17 protein-coding genes are annotated in these 18,069 nt (G+C 54.8%); 7 read left to right on the forward strand and 10 right to left on the reverse strand.

Annotated features, from left to right (window positions below):
• The first annotated feature begins 72 nt into the window (after positions 1-72).
• The 4 genes from nadC (at position 73) to hofC (ending at position 4,209) form a co-directional block, all read left to right on the forward strand.
• The gene (nadC, locus tag N5923_RS11965; protein WP_267140906.1) at positions 73-963 is read left to right on the forward strand and encodes a carboxylating nicotinate-nucleotide diphosphorylase; all 891 of its coding nucleotides are present in this window, start codon (positions 73-75) and stop codon (positions 961-963) included.
• Positions 964-1,173: 210 nt separating this feature from the next.
• The gene (ppdD, locus tag N5923_RS11970) at positions 1,174-1,626 is read left to right on the forward strand and encodes a prepilin peptidase-dependent pilin (RefSeq protein ID WP_267140907.1); all 453 of its coding nucleotides are present in this window, start codon (positions 1,174-1,176) and stop codon (positions 1,624-1,626) included.
• Positions 1,626-3,029: a type II secretion system protein GspE gene (gspE, locus tag N5923_RS11975; protein WP_267140908.1), complete on the forward strand. Its 1,404-nt coding sequence runs from the start codon at positions 1,626-1,628 to the stop codon at positions 3,027-3,029. The genes ppdD and gspE overlap by 1 nt, the downstream gene beginning before the upstream one ends.
• Complete coding sequence (gene hofC / locus N5923_RS11980; protein ID WP_267140909.1) at positions 3,022-4,209, forward strand: protein transport protein HofC; 1,188 nt, start codon at positions 3,022-3,024, stop codon at positions 4,207-4,209. The genes gspE and hofC overlap by 8 nt, the downstream gene beginning before the upstream one ends.
• An 83-nt stretch (positions 4,210-4,292) precedes the next feature.
• Here the strand turns inward: hofC and N5923_RS11985 are convergent, their stop codons facing one another.
• Positions 4,293-5,333, reverse strand: coding sequence for a GMP reductase (locus N5923_RS11985; RefSeq protein WP_267140910.1), 1,041 nt, complete (start codon positions 5,331-5,333; stop codon positions 4,293-4,295).
• 243 nt (positions 5,334-5,576) lie between these two features.
• Between N5923_RS11985 and coaE the strand changes: the two genes are divergently transcribed.
• The 3 genes from coaE to yacG are packed head-to-tail and all read left to right on the forward strand — an operon-like array spanning position 5,577 to position 7,155.
• Positions 5,577-6,215: a dephospho-CoA kinase gene (gene coaE / locus N5923_RS11990; protein WP_267140911.1), complete on the forward strand. Its 639-nt coding sequence runs from the start codon at positions 5,577-5,579 to the stop codon at positions 6,213-6,215.
• Entirely contained in the window at positions 6,193-6,936 is a 744-nt protein-coding gene (zapD, locus tag N5923_RS11995; protein WP_267140912.1) for a cell division protein ZapD, read from the forward strand. Before coaE ends, zapD begins: the two co-directional genes overlap by 23 nt.
• 12 nt (positions 6,937-6,948) lie before the next feature.
• On the forward strand, positions 6,949-7,155 hold the full coding sequence (yacG, locus tag N5923_RS12000) for a DNA gyrase inhibitor YacG (protein WP_017800456.1): 207 nt from the start codon (positions 6,949-6,951) through the stop codon (positions 7,153-7,155).
• Positions 7,156-7,278: 123 nt separating this feature from the next.
• On the opposite strand, the gene mutT is transcribed toward yacG, so the two are convergent.
• The 9 genes from mutT to murC all read right to left on the reverse strand — a co-directional run bounded on the left by mutT (position 7,279) and on the right by murC (position 18,023).
• Positions 7,279-7,677 carry an 8-oxo-dGTP diphosphatase MutT gene (gene mutT, locus N5923_RS12005; protein ID WP_267142055.1) on the reverse strand — a complete coding sequence of 133 codons (399 nt, stop codon included), beginning with the start codon at positions 7,675-7,677 and terminating at the stop codon, positions 7,279-7,281.
• Positions 7,678-7,773: 96 nt separating this feature from the next.
• The gene (gene secA, locus N5923_RS12010) at positions 7,774-10,479 is read right to left on the reverse strand and encodes a preprotein translocase subunit SecA (protein WP_267142056.1); all 2,706 of its coding nucleotides are present in this window, start codon (positions 10,477-10,479) and stop codon (positions 7,774-7,776) included.
• Positions 10,480-10,563: 84 nt separating this feature from the next.
• Entirely contained in the window at positions 10,564-11,067 is a 504-nt protein-coding gene (gene secM, locus N5923_RS12015) for a secA translation cis-regulator SecM (protein WP_267142057.1), read from the reverse strand.
• 227 nt (positions 11,068-11,294) lie between these two features.
• A complete protein-coding gene (gene lpxC / locus N5923_RS12020) occupies positions 11,295-12,212 on the reverse strand; it encodes a UDP-3-O-acyl-N-acetylglucosamine deacetylase (RefSeq protein ID WP_017800460.1) in 918 nt (305 codons plus the stop codon).
• 101 nt (positions 12,213-12,313) lie between these two features.
• A complete protein-coding gene (gene ftsZ / locus N5923_RS12025) occupies positions 12,314-13,468 on the reverse strand; it encodes a cell division protein FtsZ (RefSeq protein WP_017800461.1) in 1,155 nt (384 codons plus the stop codon).
• A 66-nt stretch (positions 13,469-13,534) separates the two neighbouring features.
• Entirely contained in the window at positions 13,535-14,791 is a 1,257-nt protein-coding gene (gene ftsA, locus N5923_RS12030) for a cell division protein FtsA (RefSeq protein ID WP_017800462.1), read from the reverse strand.
• Entirely contained in the window at positions 14,791-15,630 is an 840-nt protein-coding gene (gene ftsQ / locus N5923_RS12035) for a cell division protein FtsQ (RefSeq protein ID WP_267142058.1), read from the reverse strand. The genes ftsA and ftsQ overlap by 1 nt, the downstream gene beginning before the upstream one ends.
• Position 15,631: 1 nt before the next feature.
• Positions 15,632-16,552 (reverse strand): D-alanine--D-alanine ligase, encoded by a 921-nt coding sequence (locus N5923_RS12040; protein WP_267142059.1) that lies wholly within the window; start codon positions 16,550-16,552, stop codon positions 15,632-15,634.
• Positions 16,545-18,023, reverse strand: coding sequence for a UDP-N-acetylmuramate--L-alanine ligase (murC, locus tag N5923_RS12045; RefSeq protein ID WP_267142060.1), 1,479 nt, complete (start codon positions 18,021-18,023; stop codon positions 16,545-16,547). The genes N5923_RS12040 and murC overlap by 8 nt, the downstream gene beginning before the upstream one ends.
• Positions 18,024-18,069 lie beyond the last annotated feature (46 nt).

Here is an 18,069-nt window from a genome sequence, read left to right on the forward strand (position 1 = left end):
ACTGTCTGGCAAGCTTTTAGCAAACGCGCTAGAGTGTCCGCACTCTATTATCCGAACCTTCGGAGCTTGAATATGACGACGCGTCGCTACGACTCTGACAGCCGCCGTGCTGAACTGCTGGGCCGTATTGAGAACGATATTCCTGCGGCGGTTGCCCATGCGCTTCAGGAAGATTTAGGGGGCGAAGTGGATGCCAGCAACGACATCACCGCCAGCCTGCTGCCTGCCGATACCCATTCTCATGCCACAGTGATTACCCGCGAGCCAGGTATTTTCTGCGGTAAACGCTGGGTTGAAGAGGTGTTTATCCAGCTCGGCAACCGCACGCAACTGACCTGGCATGTGAACGACGGCGATGCGATTAGCGCTGATCAGCTGTTATTTGAAATTAGCGGCCCGGCGCAGCTGATTCTGACCGCCGAACGCACCGCGCTGAACTTTGTGCAAACTCTGTCTGGCGTGGCAACTGAAGTCAGCCGCTATGTCGCCTTGCTCGAAGGGACTAACACCCAGTTGCTTGACACGCGCAAGACCCTGCCTGGCCTGCGTACCGCGCTGAAGTACGCCGTATTGTGCGGTGGCGGCAGCAACCACCGGCTGGGACTGTCCGATGCTTTTCTGATTAAAGAGAACCATATTATCGCTACCGGTTCGATTCGACAGGCGGTGGAAAAAGCCTTCTGGCTGCATCCTGATGTCCCGGTTGAAGTGGAAGTGGAATCTCTTGATGAGCTGGAGCAGGCGCTGGCCGCGGGTGCTGATATCGTGATGCTGGATAACTTCAGCGTCGACCAGATGCGCGAAGCCGTGGCCTTAACCGCAGGACGTGCGCTGCTGGAAGTGTCCGGCAATGTGACCAATGAAACGCTGCGTACCTTTGCCGAAACCGGTGTGGACTATATCTCTGTTGGCGCACTCACCAAGCATGTGCGGGCGCTGGATCTGTCGATGCGCTTTAAGTGAAACACGGGTGCCGATAACGGCTCCCCTACAATACCCGTAATGGCGGCGTTTTCGCCGCCCGTTCTGTGTCCCCGCTTCCATTCTGTTTGTCAGCTGTTGCCTGGCCGCTAAAACCTTTACGTGATCCCGCGCAGATTGCCGCTTTGCCACTGGTCTCCCGCTGGCCGTCTGCATAAGGTGCCGTCAGACACCTCAAGGAGAGCAGCAGTAATGAACAAGCATAAGCAACGCGGATTTACTCTGATTGAACTGATGATCGTGGTCGGCATCGTCGCTATTCTCAGCGCGATTGGCTTACCGGCGTATCAAAACTACCTGCAGAAAGCCGCACTCACCGATATGTTACAGACCATGGTGCCGTATAAAACGGCGGTGGAACTCTGCACCATTGAGCGTGGCGCTACCACTAACTGTAACGCTGGCAGCAATGGCGTGCCAACCGGCAGCGGCTCGCGCTATGTGCGCAGTGTGGCAATTACCGCCGGGGTGATTACGCTGGTCGGTCAGGAGAGCCTGGATGGCTTAACCGTAATATTAACCCCGGTCTGGGCCGCGGCTGATGGTCGTATTAGCTGGCAGCGCAGCTGTAACAGCACCCAGAGTGGCCTGGTCGATGCCTGCAACGATGTGTTCCGGTTTGATGCTGCCGTGGGAGCGTTATAATGGAGACGGCAAATCAGCGCACTATTCAGGCGCTCTGTCAGCGCTATCAGGCGATTATTCTGGAACATAATGCTCACCGCCTGCTGCTTGCCGTGAGTGAAAACCCTGCGCCGCAGATGATTGAAGCATTACGCTTCGCCAGTCAGTGTCATGTTGAGATCGAGTGCTGGCCGCAGGCGCGTATCGAGCAATATAGTCAGCAGCCTTCAGCCAGCCCGGTAGCGCGCGAAAGCCGCCCTGACGAGGCGCAGGGTGCTTCGACGGTTGAGCTGGTGGAGCAGACCCTGCAAATCGCTGTCCAGCGGCGCGCCTCCGATATTCATTTTGAACCGCAGGCTAATGGATTACGCATTCGTCTGCGCATTGATGGTGTACTGCATCCGCTGCAAGGCAGTTATGACAATATCAGCGCCTCGCTGCTGGCGCGCCTGAAAATTCTCGGCAACCTGGATATCGCGGAGCGGCGAATGCCGCAGGACGGGCAATTTAGTCAGCAGATTAATGGTAAAGCCGAGTCCTTTCGCCTTTCCACCCTGCCAGTGCGCTTTGGCGAAAAAGCGGTGATTCGTTTGCTGCAGAGTGAAGCCCAGGCGATTGACCTCGATAAACTCGGCATGCCTGCCGCCGCGCTGCAATGTTATCGCGCCGCGCTGGCGCGTCCGCAGGGGTTGATCCTGGTCACCGGCCCTACCGGCAGCGGCAAAACGTTTACCCTCTATAGTGGCTTAAGCGCGTTAAACCAGCCGGGGAAAAATCTGTGCAGCGTCGAGGATCCGGTCGAGATCCCTTTGCCGGGAATCAATCAAACGCAAATCAACAGTAAATCCGGGCTCGATTTTCATCGCGTACTGCGTGCGCTGTTACGCCAGGATCCGGATGTGATTATGCTGGGGGAGATCCGTGACGGTGAAACCGCTGAAATTGCCATTAAAGCGGCGCAAACCGGCCATCTGGTGTTATCGACCCTGCATACCAATTCAACCACCGAAACCCTGACCCGTCTGGGTCAGATGGGGATCCCCGGCTATCTGCTGGCATCAGCGCTCAAGCTGGTGATCGCCCAGCGTCTGGTGCGTCGTTTATGTCAGCGCTGCCGCCAGCCTGCCGCCGCGCTGACCCACTTCCCGCCCGCCCTGTGGCCGGGCGCGCTGCAAAGCTGGCGCGCCACAGGTTGTGATCACTGCTTTTCCGGCTATTACGGCCGCCTGGCGCTATTCGAGCTGCTGCCGATCAGCGACCCGCTACAACAGGCGATTGCCGCCAATGCCACTCCCGATGAACTGGCCAGCCTGGCGCAGCAGCAAGGCATGAACTCACTGTTTACCGAAGGCCTGCATGCGGTTTACCGTGGTGATACCTCACTGGAGGAGATCAATCGCATTGTAGGTGTCGGTGATGGCTAACCATACGCTGTTCCACTGGCAGGCGATTGATGCCCGCGGTGACTTTGTTAGCGGCAGCCTTCTTGGCAATAGTTCGCTGGCAGTGATGCAACGCTTAATTGATGACGGCTGCTCGCCAGTGTCGATTAAACGCGGTAAAAGCTGGCGTCCATATGAATGGCAATGGCAGCAAAAGATTATGCTGATTCGTCAGCTGGCAACCTTGCTGAAAGCGGGGATGACGCTGGCGCAGGGCATCAGGCTACTGGCCGAAGGCCATCCTCATCCCGGCTGGCAGGCGCTGTTACTGGAAATTCAGGCGCAAATCGAACAGGGCGAACCCTTTTCGGCAGTGCTGGGCCGCTGGCCGGAGATTTTTCCGCCGTTATTTCCGGCGCTGATGCATATCGGCGAAGTGACCGGCCAGCTGGATGAGTGCTGCTTTCAGCTGGCGCGTCAGCTGCAGCTGCAAAAGAAAGTGATGAAAGCGTTGCGCTACCCGCTATTTATTCTGCTGGTCGCCCTCGCGGTAACTCTGGGTATGCTGATATTGGTCTTACCGGAGTTTGTCTCGATTTACGCGGCGTTTGACGCCCCGCTGCCGGCGTTTACTGCGGCGGTGATGGCGTTATCTGAAACGCTGCAACAGGGCTTTATCCCACTGGCCGTCATCACCGTTATACCGCTGCTGCTATGGCGCAGCCAGCGTAAAAAACGCCCTGGCTGGCAGCGCAAAGAACAACAACTGTTGCTGCGCCTGCCGCTGATTTCATCCCTGTATCGCGGCAGCCAGCTTAGCCAGATTTTCACTACCCTGACCTTAACCCAGCAGGCCGGTCTGACCCTGCTGCAAAGCTTGCAGGCGGTAGAGAAAACCCTGAGTGACTGTTTGTGGTGCGAAGCCATCCGTGAGTTACAGCAGCATATTGCCGCGGGTAAACCGCTGCATCAGGCACTGGCGCAGCATCAACTTTTTACGCCGCTCTGCCATCAGCTGATTAAAGTGGGTGAAGAGGCCGGTTCACTTGATATCTTACTGGCACGACTGGCGCAATGGCATGAAGAGCACACCCATGAGCTGGCGGATACGCTGGCCGCCACGCTGGAGCCGCTAATGATGGTGGTGATTGGATTGATTGTCGGCATCCTGGTGGTAGCAATGTACCTGCCGATATTTGGTCTGGGGGATGCGTTGGGGTAACGGCTGGTGCAAATTAACGGCACGGGCGGCGACAACGTCGCCCGTGCCGGTTTTGCAGGGGAGACGTTATCGGCTCCCGGCGTTTAACGATTAAATACGCGGTTTTCCTGCTCGGCCACACGAATAAAGGTGGTGCGCTTGGTCAGCTCTTTCAGTCGTTCGGCGCCAACATAGGTGCAGGCAGAACGCAGACCGCCGAGAATATCACGCGCGGTATCTTCCACCGCGCCACGCAACGGCAGCTTCACGGTTTTCCCTTCTGCGGCACGGTATTCGGCTACGCCGCCCACATGACGCTTCATCGCGGATTCGGAGCTCATACCGTAGAACAGCATAAACTGCTCGCCATTCTCTTCAACAATGGTGCCTTCACACTCGTTGTGGCCCGCCAGCATCCCGCCCAGCATCACAAAGTCAGCGCCGCCGCCAAACGCTTTGGCTACATCGCCCGGCACGGCACAGCCGCCGTCACTGACAATCTGACCGCCAAGGCCATGAGCGGCATCGGCACACTCAATGACCGCGGAAAGCTGTGGATAGCCGACACCGGTTTTCACCCTGGTAGTACAGACTGAACCCGGGCCAATTCCCACTTTAACAATATCAGCGCCGGACAAAATCAGCTCTTCAACCATTTCGCCGGTAACCACATTGCCTGCGCAAATGGTTTTATCCGGGCAGGCTTCGCGCACGCGCTTTAAGAACTCAACAAAATGTTCTGAGTAGCCGTTAGCCACATCAATACAGATAAAGTTCAGCGCCGGTGACAGCGCCAGAATCTGCTGCATTTTAATAAAGTCAGCTTCAGAGGTGCCGCTGGAGACCATCACATGACGCAGCACGTTTTCCGGTACGCTGGCGACAAAGGCGCGCCACTGCTCAACACTGTAGTGTTTATGGACGGCGGTAAGAATATCGAACGACGCCAGCGCTTCTGCCATGCGGAAAGAGCCAACGGTATCCATGTTAGCGGCAATAATCGGAACACCTGACCAGGCAATGCCGGAATGTTTGAAAGTGAACTGACGTTCGAGTTCAACCTGGGAGCGGCTCTTCAGCGTTGAACGCTTAGGCCGGATAAGAACATCTTTGAAACCGAGTTTTAAATCTTCTTCGATACGCATGACAGTTTTCCTGGTTAGTGGCGACGATCTGACGATCGGGTGCTGCTGCCCAGCTCCAGTGAAGCTATCATACGCACTAAAATCGCGACTACAAGACTGCGAAAGTGGCTTTATTTACGCTACAATCGCTTAAATTTATCTGAAAATCTTACTTGTGATCTATGCCACAGAATTGAGTGCAGTTGTTGCGATAAAACCGCCAAAATTCTGTTTATTCTCGCAAGTTAATCTGGGATCAGGCTTATGCGCTATACCGTCGCGCTGACCGGTGGCATCGGCAGCGGAAAAAGCACCATCGCCAATGCCTTTGCCGCGCTCGGTGTTGATGTGGTGGATGCGGATGTGATTGCCCGCCAGGTGGTCGAACCGGGTCAGCCGGCACTGCAGGCTATTGCCGATAAGTTCGGTGATACAGTGATCAGTGCTGACGGATCGCTCAACCGGGCCAGCCTGCGCCAGATGATTTTCAGTTCGCCCGCGGATAAACAGTGGCTGAATAACTTGCTTCACCCCTTAATTCACCAGCAGACACGCCGTCAGCTGGCGGCAAGCCGCTCTTTATGGTGCTTATGGGTCGTGCCGCTGTTGGTTGAGAACAATCTGCATAAGCTGGCAGATCGTGTGCTGGTGGTCGATGTTGACCCGGCGACTCAGCTGGCGCGCACCATGGCGCGCGACAATATCAGTCGTGAACAAGCCAACAATATTCTTGCTGCCCAGGCGACGCGAGAAGCTCGCCTGGCCGTAGCTGATGATGTTATCGATAACAGTGGCGATCCCGCAGCGGTATTACCACTTGTGGCTGCGTTACATCAGCGCTATTGCGCGCTGGCGACGCTAGCGGAACAGGATAAAAAGCATGAGCACAACGATACTTTTTGAGCATCCACTGAATGAAAAAATGCGTACCTGGCTGCGTATCGAGTTTTTACTCAAGCAGTTAGAGGCCAGCAAAAGCATTACCGACCATCTTGGCGCGCTGACATTTTTTCGCAACGCCGCTGAATTACTCGATGTCTTTGAGCGTGGCGAACTGCGCACCGACATCCTGAAAGAACTGGAGCGTCAGCAGCTAAAGTTGCGATCCTGGACTGAAGTCCCTGGCGTCGATATGGAACTGATTAATGCGTTAAGCCAGCGTCTTAAGCGCTGCTCAACGGTTCTGATGGCCGCGCCACGTATGGGGCAACAGCTACGTGAGGATCGCCTGATCGGTCTGGTGCGTCAGCGCCTCAGCATTCCCGGCGGCTGTTGCAGCTTCGATCTGCCTACTCTGCATATCTGGCTGCACCAGGATCAGCAGCTACGTGATGACCAGGTGGCGCAGTGGCTGGCGTCGCTGGCAGCAGTGCGCGAAGCGCTGACATTGATCCTCGATCTGATCCGTCAGTCGGGCATTTTCCGTAATCAGACCAGCCTGAATGGTTTTTTCCAGGATAACGCGGAGGGTTCCGATCTGTTGCGTTTGCAACTGATGCTGGAAGATTCGCTTTATCCGCAAGTGTCGGGGCATAAGAGCCGCTATGCGATTCGTTTTTTGCCGCTGGACAGTGAGAACGGTGACGTTCCTGCCCGACTCGATTTTGAACTGGCTTGTTGTTAAAGGTTTGTGGTTATGAAAGAAGAAATAGTAAGTGTGAACTGCCCGACCTGTGGCAAAGAGGTGATCTGGGATGAGCTGAGCCTGTGGCGGCCATTTTGCAGCAAGCGCTGCCAGCTGATTGATCTCGGCGAATGGGCCGCAGAAGAGAAGCGTATCCCCAGCAGCGGCGATCTGTCCGACAGCGACGACTGGAGCGAAGAGCAGATCGATCGTCATTAAGAGTGGGCGGCGAGAACGCCGCCCCTACAAAAGATCACCGTTTTTTCTGTAGGGGCGGCGTTCTCGCCGCCCGTGTCACGAATTTGCACGATACCGATGACGGCGTTCTCGCCGCCCGGATATTCAGCGGTTAATTTCCGCCAGCAGACGGCTAACAATCGGAATATTCGCGGGTGGAAACTCTGCCGCGACTAATTGCGCCTGCGGCACCCAGCGCATCGGTTGTCCTTCACGGCCATAAGGTTCGCCGTTCCAGCCTTCAACAATAAAAAAGTGCAGCGTAACGCGTAAATCATCGTAGGTATGATCCGCGATTTCAAAAGGCTCGGCCGCCGTAACCTCAATCCCGGTCTCCTCCAGCAACTCACGTTTTAAGGCCTCTGCCGCACTCTCATCCGCTTCAATCTTACCGCCAGGAAATTCCCACATATTCGCCATATGCGAGCTGGCAGAACGCTGTGCGAGGAAAATTTCCTTGCTGGCATTACGGATAATGCCTACCGCAACTTGCAGATGTTTCATGATTTATCTCCATAAAAAAGGGCGGCGAGAACGCCACCCTGGGAAGGATTGACTGAAAAATTGTAGGGGAGGCGTTCTCGCCTCCCGTTACAAATGTCAGGCTAACCGACCATGGCACTGTTTAAATTTCTTACCGGAACCGCATGGGCAAGGATCGTTACGACCCACTTTGCGCTCACCGGTCTGACTTGCCATTGACGCTGCCGCTCCGCTATCGGCATCAACGTGGCTCAGCTGCTGCTGCTGTTGCAGACGCTCAGCTTCCAGACGGCGCTGCTCTTCCATCGCCTCCACTTCTTCCGGCATACGCACCTGAACTTTGCACAGGGTGCTGATCACTTCATATTTCAGTGATTCCAGCATGGCGCCGAACATAGCGAACGACTCGCGCTTGTACTCCTGCTTAGGATCTTTCTGCGCGTAACCACGTAAGTGGATACCCTGACGCAGATAGTCCATCGCCGCCAGGTGCTCTTTCCACAAGGAATCCAGCGTTTGCAACATCACGCCTTTTTCGAAGTTGCGCATCATTTCGGTGCCAACCACTTCTTCCTTCGCCAGGTAGACCGCTTTGCCCTGCTCCATGATGCGCTCACGCAGCGTCTCTTCATGCAGCTCTGGCTCTTTGTCCAGCCACTCGCTGATCGGCATGTCGAGGTCGAAATCGTTTTTCAGGCGCTCCTGTAAACCGGCCACATCCCACATCTCTTCCAGCGACTGCGGCGGAATATAGCTGTCGATGGTGGTTTTAAACACGTCATCACGGATGCTGTGGATAGTTTCGCTGACGTCAGAAACGTCCAGCAGTTCGTTACGCTGCGAGTAGATCGCACGACGCTGATCGTTAGCAACATCATCATATTCCAGCAGCTGCTTACGAATATCAAAGTTGCGGCTTTCTACTTTGCGCTGCGCATTGGCAATCGCTTTAGTCACCCATGGGTGCTCAATGGCTTCGCCCGGCTTCATACCCAGTTTACGCATCATATTCGAGACGCGGTCTGAGGCGAAAATACGCATCAGCGCATCTTCCATTGACAGGTAGAAGCGGGATGAACCCTGGTCACCCTGACGACCGGAACGGCCGCGCAGCTGGTTATCGATACGGCGTGATTCGTGACGCTCGGTACCGATAATATGCAGACCACCTGATGCCAGTACCGCATCATGGCGCAGAGTCCACGCGGCTTTAATCGCGTCAATCTGCTCAGCGGTTGGATCTTCCAGCGCTGCGATCTCCGCCTGCCAGCTACCGCCCAGCACGATATCGGTACCACGACCGGCCATATTGGTGGCGATAGTTACCGCACCCGGCTGGCCTGCCTGCGCCACAATATCCGCTTCGCGGGCGTGGAACTTGGCGTTCAGTACGCTGTGCTTAACACCGGCGCGATCCAGCGCAGCTGAAACCACTTCGGATTTTTCAATCGAGATGGTACCGACCAGAATCGGCTGACCGTTAACAGAACGCTCACGAATATCTTCGATAATCGCGTCGATCTTTTCCGCCTCGGTCATATAGACCAGATCCGGCAGATCTTTACGCACCATCGGACGGTTAGTCGGCACCACAATCGTATCCAGCTTGTAAATCGAGCTGAATTCAAACGCTTCGGTGTCGGCAGTACCGGTCATACCGGCCAGTTTCTCGTACAGACGGAAGTAGTTCTGGAAGGTGATCGAAGCCAGTGTCTGGTTTTCGTTCTGAATGTCCACGCCTTCTTTCGCTTCAACTGCCTGATGCAGACCATCAGACCAGCGACGCCCCTGCATGGTACGGCCGGTGTGTTCATCAACGATGATCACTTCGCCATCTTTCACGATGTAATCGACATCACGGGCAAACAGCACGTGCGCACGCAGTGCGGCAGTCACATGGTGCATCAGCATAATGTTGGTTGGCGAGTAGAGTGATTCGCCCTCATCCATAATGCCCTGACTGACCAGCAGCTCTTCGATATTCACCAGACCGCGCTCGGTCAGGTGCACCTGACGCGCTTTTTCATCCACTGAGAAGTGACCTTCACCCTGGAAGGTGTCGGAATCTTCTTTCTCCTGACGGATCAGGTGCGGGATGATTTTATTCACTTTGATATACATCTCGGAGCTGTCTTCAGCCGGACCCGAGATAATCAGCGGTGTACGCGCTTCATCAATCAGAATGGAGTCAACCTCATCCACCAGCGCATAGTGCAGTTTACGCTGTACACGCTCTTCCGGGCTGAACGCCATATTGTCGCGCAGGTAGTCAAAACCGTATTCGTTGTTGGTGCCGTAGGTAATATCGGCGGCATACGCAGCGCGCTTGGCCGGGGCGGGCATATTTGGCAGGTTAATACCGATGCTCAGACCAAGGAACTCAAACAGCGCACGGTTGTTCTCGGCATCACGCTGTGCCAGATAGTCGTTGACGGTTACCACGTGCACACCTTTGCCGCTTAACGCGTTCAGGTAGGCAGGCAGGGTTGCGGTCAGAGTTTTACCTTCACCGGTACGCATCTCGGCGATACAACGGTCGTTCAGTACCATACCGCCCAGCAGCTGCACGTCGAAGTGACGCATGCCAAACACACGCTTACTGGCTTCACGCACCGTGGCAAACGCTTCCGGGATCAGGCTTTCTACTTCTTCGCCTTTCGCCAGACGCGCGCGGAATTCATCGGTTTTCGCCTTCAGTTGATCGTCAGAGAGCGCTTCGAACTCCGGCTCCATCTTATTAATCTGTTCAACCGCTTTACGCATACGACGCAGCGTACGGTCGTTACGGCTACCAAAGACTTTGGTTAAAATTTTCGTCAACATAATAAATACTTCTCTCCAGCCGTAAATGTCGGCCTACAGCATTGTTATTGCTTATAAAGGTGTAGAGCTGTGCTCTGAGTTTTTTCAGGCGAGAGTCGCGGGTCCGGCACGGATGCCCTGAACCTGAGCCAGCCATAAGCCGGTCTGATGCGCTGTGCGTGACGTAATGCCGGGGTGTGACGAGTCACGGGTAATAACCGGGGGACGAGATTCGTGGGTCAACAGCGCGTTAAGAGTGTCGAGCAGCGCGAATTTCTGTACTTCAAGCGGTAACGCCTGCTCAGCACTCGGTAAGTGCGTTGGCGTTAGCGCAAAAGAGAGATGGCGAATAACCGTACGGATAGCGTGCTGGTGCCAGTAGTCGACAGTAAAGTTCGGACGACGGGCGCTCTCCTGCAACAGCGCAAGGCTGTCGAAACGCACCACATTGCCGATAGTCAGGCTACGGGAAGAGGCTTCAGGTAAATTGCTTTGTTCGCTGGCATGGGCGGCAGGCAGGCCAAGACTCGCCGCGACCATCCCCAACAGGAGATGCGGCCAGAAGTAACGTCTGCCAAATTGTCGCCAACGATCAAGAATGCCTGTCACTTTATTCTGCCATTACTCGCCAGTTACTGATTTTTCTGAGGGCAAATCTTACCATTATTAGTGGCGGCCGACATCAGGATAAATCTATCGCGTGCAGGAAAAGTGCCCTGAACTGACCAGGAAAGCAGCATTCAAACGCGGGAGAGAGAGAAGGAAATAATAGAACGACTGGTCTCACTGGCCGGAGAGAGTGCCAGCTCAACCAGTCGTTATAGTCTGATTATGGCTTACGCCAGAACCAGATTAGGTGCCTTGAATGCCAGCGGAAGTTCAGCTTCGTCTTCAAACGTTGCCCATTCCCACGCTTCCTGTTTAGCCATCACCGCCTGCAACAGTTTGTTATTTAATGCATGACCCGATTTGAATGCGGTAAACGCACCAATAATATTATGGCCACACATAAACAGGTCACCGATCGCATCAAGCATTTTGTGACGCACAAATTCGTCTTCAAAGCGTAAACCATCTTCGTTCAATACGCGGTAGTCATCCACCACGATTGCACAATCGAAGCTGCCGCCCAGGCACAGGCCTTTAGACTGCAGATACTCGATTTCACGCATAAAGCCGAAAGTACGTGCACGGCTGATCTGGCGCACAAAGTTCTCAGCAGAGAAATTCATGCTGTAGCGCTGCGCGCTGGAATCAATCGCCGGATGGTTAAAATCGATGGTAAAGTCCAGCGAAAAACCATTGAATGGCTTGATTTCAGCCCATTTGTCGCCATCTTCAACCCGGACAGATTGTTTGACGCGGACAAATTTTTTCGCGCTGTTCAGCTCTTCAATACCTGCGTCCATCAGCAGATAAACAAAGGGTGCTGCGCTGCCGTCCATAATCGGGATTTCAGGCGCATCGACTTCAACCACAATGTTATCAATACCCAGACCAGAAAGTGCCGCGTTCAGGTGCTCGACCGTTGAAATACGCACGCCATGCTCATTTACCAGGCAAGTAGAGAGCATAGTATCACGCACGGATTTGGCATCAGCCGGGAAATCGACCGGTGGATTCAAGTCAGTGCGACGATAGATGACCCCGGTATTAGCCGGCGCAGGGCGTAGCGTCAGTGTGACCTTTTTGCCGGTATGTAAACCGACACCAGTCGCCTGAACAATACGTTTTAATGTCCGTTGTTTGATCATCGTATTATCTCGCAAAATTACTCATCCGACCGCCAGTGTATATCACCAGCGGACGAACATTTTAGCACAAAGAGCGGAGGAACCCAATTCTCAGGAAATTCTTAGTCCGCCTGCTTACGCAGGAAGGCCGGAATATCGAGATAGTCAGGTTCTTTGCTGGCTGGCGCGCCTGGATCGTTAACCACTTTCGCTGCCGGTTTCTGCTCCTGAGGCAGTGGAGCCATACCGTGCTGCTGGTAGCGATGATCCATCACTGGCTGGCTGGATTGCTTGTTGGTCACCAGCGTGATTTCCGGACGTTTGTCCATGCCGATACCGGTCGCAACCACGGTCACGCGCAGTTCGTCGTTCATTTCCGGATCCAGTGAGGTACCGATAACCACTGTTGCGTTGTCAGAAGCAAACGCACGGATAGTGTTACCCACGGTTTCGAACTCATCCAGACGCAGGTCAAAACCAGCAGTGATGTTGACCAGTACGCCGCGCGCACCAGACAGGTCGATATCTTCCAGCAGTGGGCTGGAGATCGCCATTTCGGCCGCTTCTTCAGCACGGTCTTCACCACAGGCAACGCCAGAACCCATCATTGCGTAACCCATTTCAGACATCACGGTACGCACGTCAGCGAAGTCGACGTTCATCAGACCCGGACGGGTGATCAGCTCGGCAATACCCTGCACCGCACCTTTCAGTACGTCGTTAGCCGCGCCGAACGCGTCCAGCAGAGAGATGCCACGACCCAGCACTTTCAGCAGCTTGTCGTTAGGAATGGTGATTAATGAGTCAACGTGCTTGGACAGCTCCGCGATACCCTGCTCGGCGAATGCCATGCGTTTTTTGCCTTCAAAATTGAAAGGCTTGGTCACCACAGCAACCGTCAGGATACCTAACTCTTTAGCTACTTCAGCCACCACAGGCGCTGCACCGGTACCGGTACCGCCGCCCATGCCCGCTGCGATAAACACCATGTCGGCGCCTTCCAGCGCGGAACGCAGTGCTTCGCGATCTTCTTCAGCGGAGTTACGGCCGACTTCCGGGTTTGCACCCGCGCCCAGACCTTTAGTAATACCATTACCGATCTGGATAGTCTGACCGACAGCAGTTTTACGTAACGCCTGCGCGTCAGTGTTCACTGCAAAGAACTCCACGCCTTCGATGCGCTCGCGCACCATATGCTCAACGGCATTACCGCCGCCACCACCGACGCCGATGACTTTAATCACCGCGTCATTGGTTAATTCCATAGGTTCAAACATAATTTCTCTCCGTTATGTGCCTGTCGCCTGGGGATAAAAAATGGTGCCAGATCCCCTTTACTAAAATTAAAACTCTTTTCTCAGCCAGCTATTGATACGTTTAAACCAGTTGCCAACTGAGGCTCTTTTTTCCACATCAGCCTCACCGTTCAGGTGAGACTCTTTTCCGTAGTGCAGTAAGCCTACCGCCGTTGAGTAGTACGGCTCCTGCGCGTAATCCGTTAATCCGGTAATATTCAGTGGCTGCCCGATACGCACCTGCGTGTGGAAAACACGCTGCGCACAGGCCGCCAGCCCTTCAATTTGTGCCGCACCGCCCGTCAGAACAATCCCTGCCGCCAGATGGTGTTTTACACCCTGCTGACGCAGCTGTTCCTGTAACTGCAGAATCTCTTCATTTACCAGATTCAGCAGTTCGGTGTAGCGTGGTTCAATCACTTCAGCCAGTGTCTGTCGTTGCAGACTTCTTGGCGGGCGTCCGCCGACGCTCGGTACTTCAACGTTTTCATCTTTACCAACAATCGAACCCAGCGCACAACCGTGACGTACCTTAATCGCTTCGGCATCGGTTGGCGGCGTACCAAACGCATACGCGATATCGCTGGTCACCACGTTCCCGGCATACGGGATCACTTTAGTGTGGCGCAGCGCACCGCCGGTATAAACCGCGATATCCATGGTGCCGCCGCCAACATCCACGACGCAGACGCCCAGTTCGCGCTCATCTTCGGTCAGCACCGCAAAGCTCGATGCCAGACCGGCGAAAATAAGTTGGTCAACTTTCAGACCACAACGTTCAACGGCTTTAACGATGTTCTTCGCCATATCATTGTGGCAGGTGATCAAATGCACCTTAGCCTGCATGCGCACACCGGATAAACCCACCGGGTTCTTGATCCCTTCCTGATAATCGATTGCATACTCTTGAGGAATAACATGCAGGATACGATGCTCATCACGAACGCGGACCGACTTAGCGGTATGTACCACATTCTCTACATCTTCCTGTGTCACTTCCTCTTCGGAAATCGGAACCATCCCGATTTCATTCTGGCAACTGATGTGTTTGCCCGATAATGCGAGGTAAACCGAAGAAATCTGGCAATCCGCCATCAGTTCCGCCTGGTCGATAGCGCGCTGCACGCATTTCACTACCGATTCCAGATCGTTTACACCGCCTTTATCCATACCGCGGGACGGACAGCTACCGACCCCGATAATATTGACCATGCCATCGGGCAGAACTTCCCCTACTAAAGCGGCGACCTTCGCGGTGCCAATCTCGAGTCCAACTACCAGTTTTCTGTCCGTCGACTTGATCATTATTGTTTAACCTGTGCCTGATTCTGTTGCTGATTACTGTCCTGCGGCTCAATTAAGGCCGGTGCCCATCCTACTGCCGCGCCAGAGTCATAACGCAGATCAACGTAACTGATGCGCTTATTCTCCGCCGTCGCCTGCTGTTGCAGTGAAGGATAGAGCTCGATAAAACGCTTCAAACGCTTCATATCATCGTTGCGGCCAAGTTCGATGCGGACATCATCTGCCGTCACCAACTGCCATGAACGACGTGCTGTCATCGATGCCATCTTCAACTTAAACTTGCCTGTTGCCAGCGTCTGGCTCATCTGGTGATAGCCGCTCAGCACTTCCTGCTCGCTACCTTCCGGGCCGTACAGCAAAGGCATCTCTTCTTTGCCGATATGGCTTGCCGGTACGCTAAACGATTTGCCTTCGGCATCAACCATATGCAGATCGTTCCAGCGCGCGACCGGTACATACTCCACCAGATGAATTTTTAATTCGTCCGGCCACTGTTTGCGCACGCTGACCTGTTGGATCCAGGGCAGACGTTCAATCTGTTGCTGGATAATGTTCACATCCTGCGACATAAAGGTGCCCGGTGAACCCAGCGACAGAATCGCCTGACGGATATCATCGTTGGTGGTGTAATGGGTTTTCCCGGTCACCACCAGCGTCGATAACGGTAAGCGCGACGCATCATTCATCCACTTCAGCACCACCAGTCCACCAAAAGCCATGGTGCCGACCACCATCAGCAGGAAAATAATCCCCGCGAGGCGCGAACCATTGCTGCGTCCGTTGCGCGCTTTCTCCTGCTGCGCTTCCCGGTTACGTACATTCAGAGCCGCCTGGGACATATCAGTCCGCCAGCTCCAGAATGCGCACTACCAGCTGCGAGAAGCTCATTCCCGCCTGTTTTGCCGCCATCGGCACCAGACTGTGACTGGTCATGCCTGGCGAAGTATTAACTTCCAGCAGGTAAAACCCGTCATCGCTGTCCATCATCACATCCACCCGGCCCCAGCCACTGCAGCCCAGCGCACGCCATGCGTCGACAACCAGCTTGCTTAATTCGGCTTCGCGCCCAGCGCTTAATCCACTTGGGCAAAAATATTCAGTGTCGTCAGAAATATACTTTGCCTGGTAGTCATAGAAGTCGCTGGCCGGTTTAATGCGAATTGAAGGCAAAATATCGTCGCCAACAATGCCCACGGTGTACTCCGGACCGCTTAAAAACTTCTCAATCAACACTTCGTCGTCGTGACGGAAAGCCTCGATCAGTGCCGCCGGCAGATCGGCAGGCTGATTAACCCGCGAGATACCAACGCTGGAGCCTTCACAGCTTGGCTTTACAAACAGCGGCATTCCCAGTTCAGCAATACGTTCAGCCAGCTCACCGTGGATGCCGGCGCTCATCTGCTGACGGTTAATCACCACATAAGGCGACACCGGCAGACCAGCGCCCTGCCACAGCAGCTTGGTGCGCATCTTATCCATGGTGATCGCCGAAGCCATCACGCCGCTGCCGGTATAAGGAATATCAAGATATTCAAGCAGCGCCTGTAACGTACCGTCTTCACCACCGCGACCATGCAGCGCGATAAAGGCTTTGTCGTAACCGGCCTCTTTTAGCTGCGTCGCCGGGAAATCACGGATATCAACCGGATGGGCATCAATGCCGCCCTCAATCAGCCCCGCCAGCACCGCTGTTCCGGACATCAGCGAGACTTCACGCTCAGCGGAGGTTCCACCCAGCAATACAGCCACTTTCTCAGCCATGATGATCCCCTCCTTCAGTAACCTGTGGTTGTAGCTTTTGGTCCGCCAGCTTGCGCGCGATTTTGCCGACATTACCGGCGCCCTGCACCAGAATCAGATCGTTACCGGTCAGCGTTGGCGCCAGCGTCTCCAGCACCGCGTCATGATCCGACACCAGAATCGGATCCACCTTGCCGCGTCCACGAATAGTGCGACACAGCGAACGGCTGTCAGCGCCCGGAATCGGCGATTCCCCGGCGGCATACACATCCAGCATCAGCAACACATCAACCTGTGACAGCACATTGGCGAAATCGTCATACAGGTCGCGGGTACGGGTATAACGGTGCGGCTGGAAAACCATCACCAGCTTTTTGTCCGGCCAGCCCGCGCGCGCCGCTTTAATGGTAGCGTCTACTTCGGTCGGATGGTGACCATAGTCATCCACCAGCATCGCGCTGCCCGCGACGCCATTAACGTTGGTAAGCGGATACTCGCCCAGGAAGTCGAAACGGCGTCCGGTACCCTGGAAACTCTCCAGCGCGCTGAGGATATCTTCATCTTCGATCCCCTCTTCGGTCGCGACCGCCACCGCCGCCGCGGCATTCAGCGCGTTATGACGGCCTGGCGCATTCAGCGTCACTTTCATCAGCGGCTTGTCATGGCGCACCAGGGTAAAGTGCCCCTGCGCGCCCTGCTGCTGATAATCCTCGATACGTACATCGGCATCATCGCTGAAACCATAAGTGGTAATCTGGCGCCCGACACGCGGCAGCAAATCACGGATGACCACATCGTCAACACACATTACCGCACGACCGTAAAACGGCAGGTTGTGCAGAAAGTTAATAAACGTCTGCTTTAAGTTCTCGAAGTCGCCCTGGTAGGTATCCATATGATCGGCTTCGATATTGGTGACAATCGCCACCATCGGTTGCAAATGCAGGAACGACGCATCGCTCTCATCCGCTTCCGCAATCAGATAACGGCTGCTGCCAAGGCGCGCATGCGTGCCCGCCGCTTTGACCAGACCACCGTTAACAAAAGTCGGATCCAGTCCGCCTTCGGCATAAATGCTGGACACCATCGCCGTGGTGGTGGTTTTGCCATGGGTGCCGGCAACGGCGATGCCGTGACGGAAACGCATCAGCTCAGCCAGCATCTCTGCACGGCGAATCACCGGAATACGCGCTTCACGCGCGGCAACGATCTCCGGGTTATCCTGGGAAACCGCCGTCGACACCACCACTACGCTGGCGCCGCTGACGTTTTCCGGGCGATGGTTAAAGAAGATCGTCGCGCCCAGCGCCGTCAGATGCTGGGTAACCGGGTTCGGCGCTAAATCCGAACCACTGATCTCATAACCTTCGTTAGCCAACACTTCAGCAATACCGCCCATGCCAGCACCACCGATGCCGACAAAGTGAATGTGCCGGACGCGACGCATCTCGGGCACGATTAAACGCAGTTTCGCTAATTGTTGTGTATTCATCTCTTCTGCCTGCTAATACCGGGCCGGAGTGATCCGTCCCCGACAA

The sequence above is a fragment of the Winslowiella arboricola genome, assembly GCF_025527015.1.
Taxonomy (GTDB): Bacteria; Pseudomonadota; Gammaproteobacteria; order Enterobacterales; family Enterobacteriaceae; genus Erwinia; species Erwinia arboricola.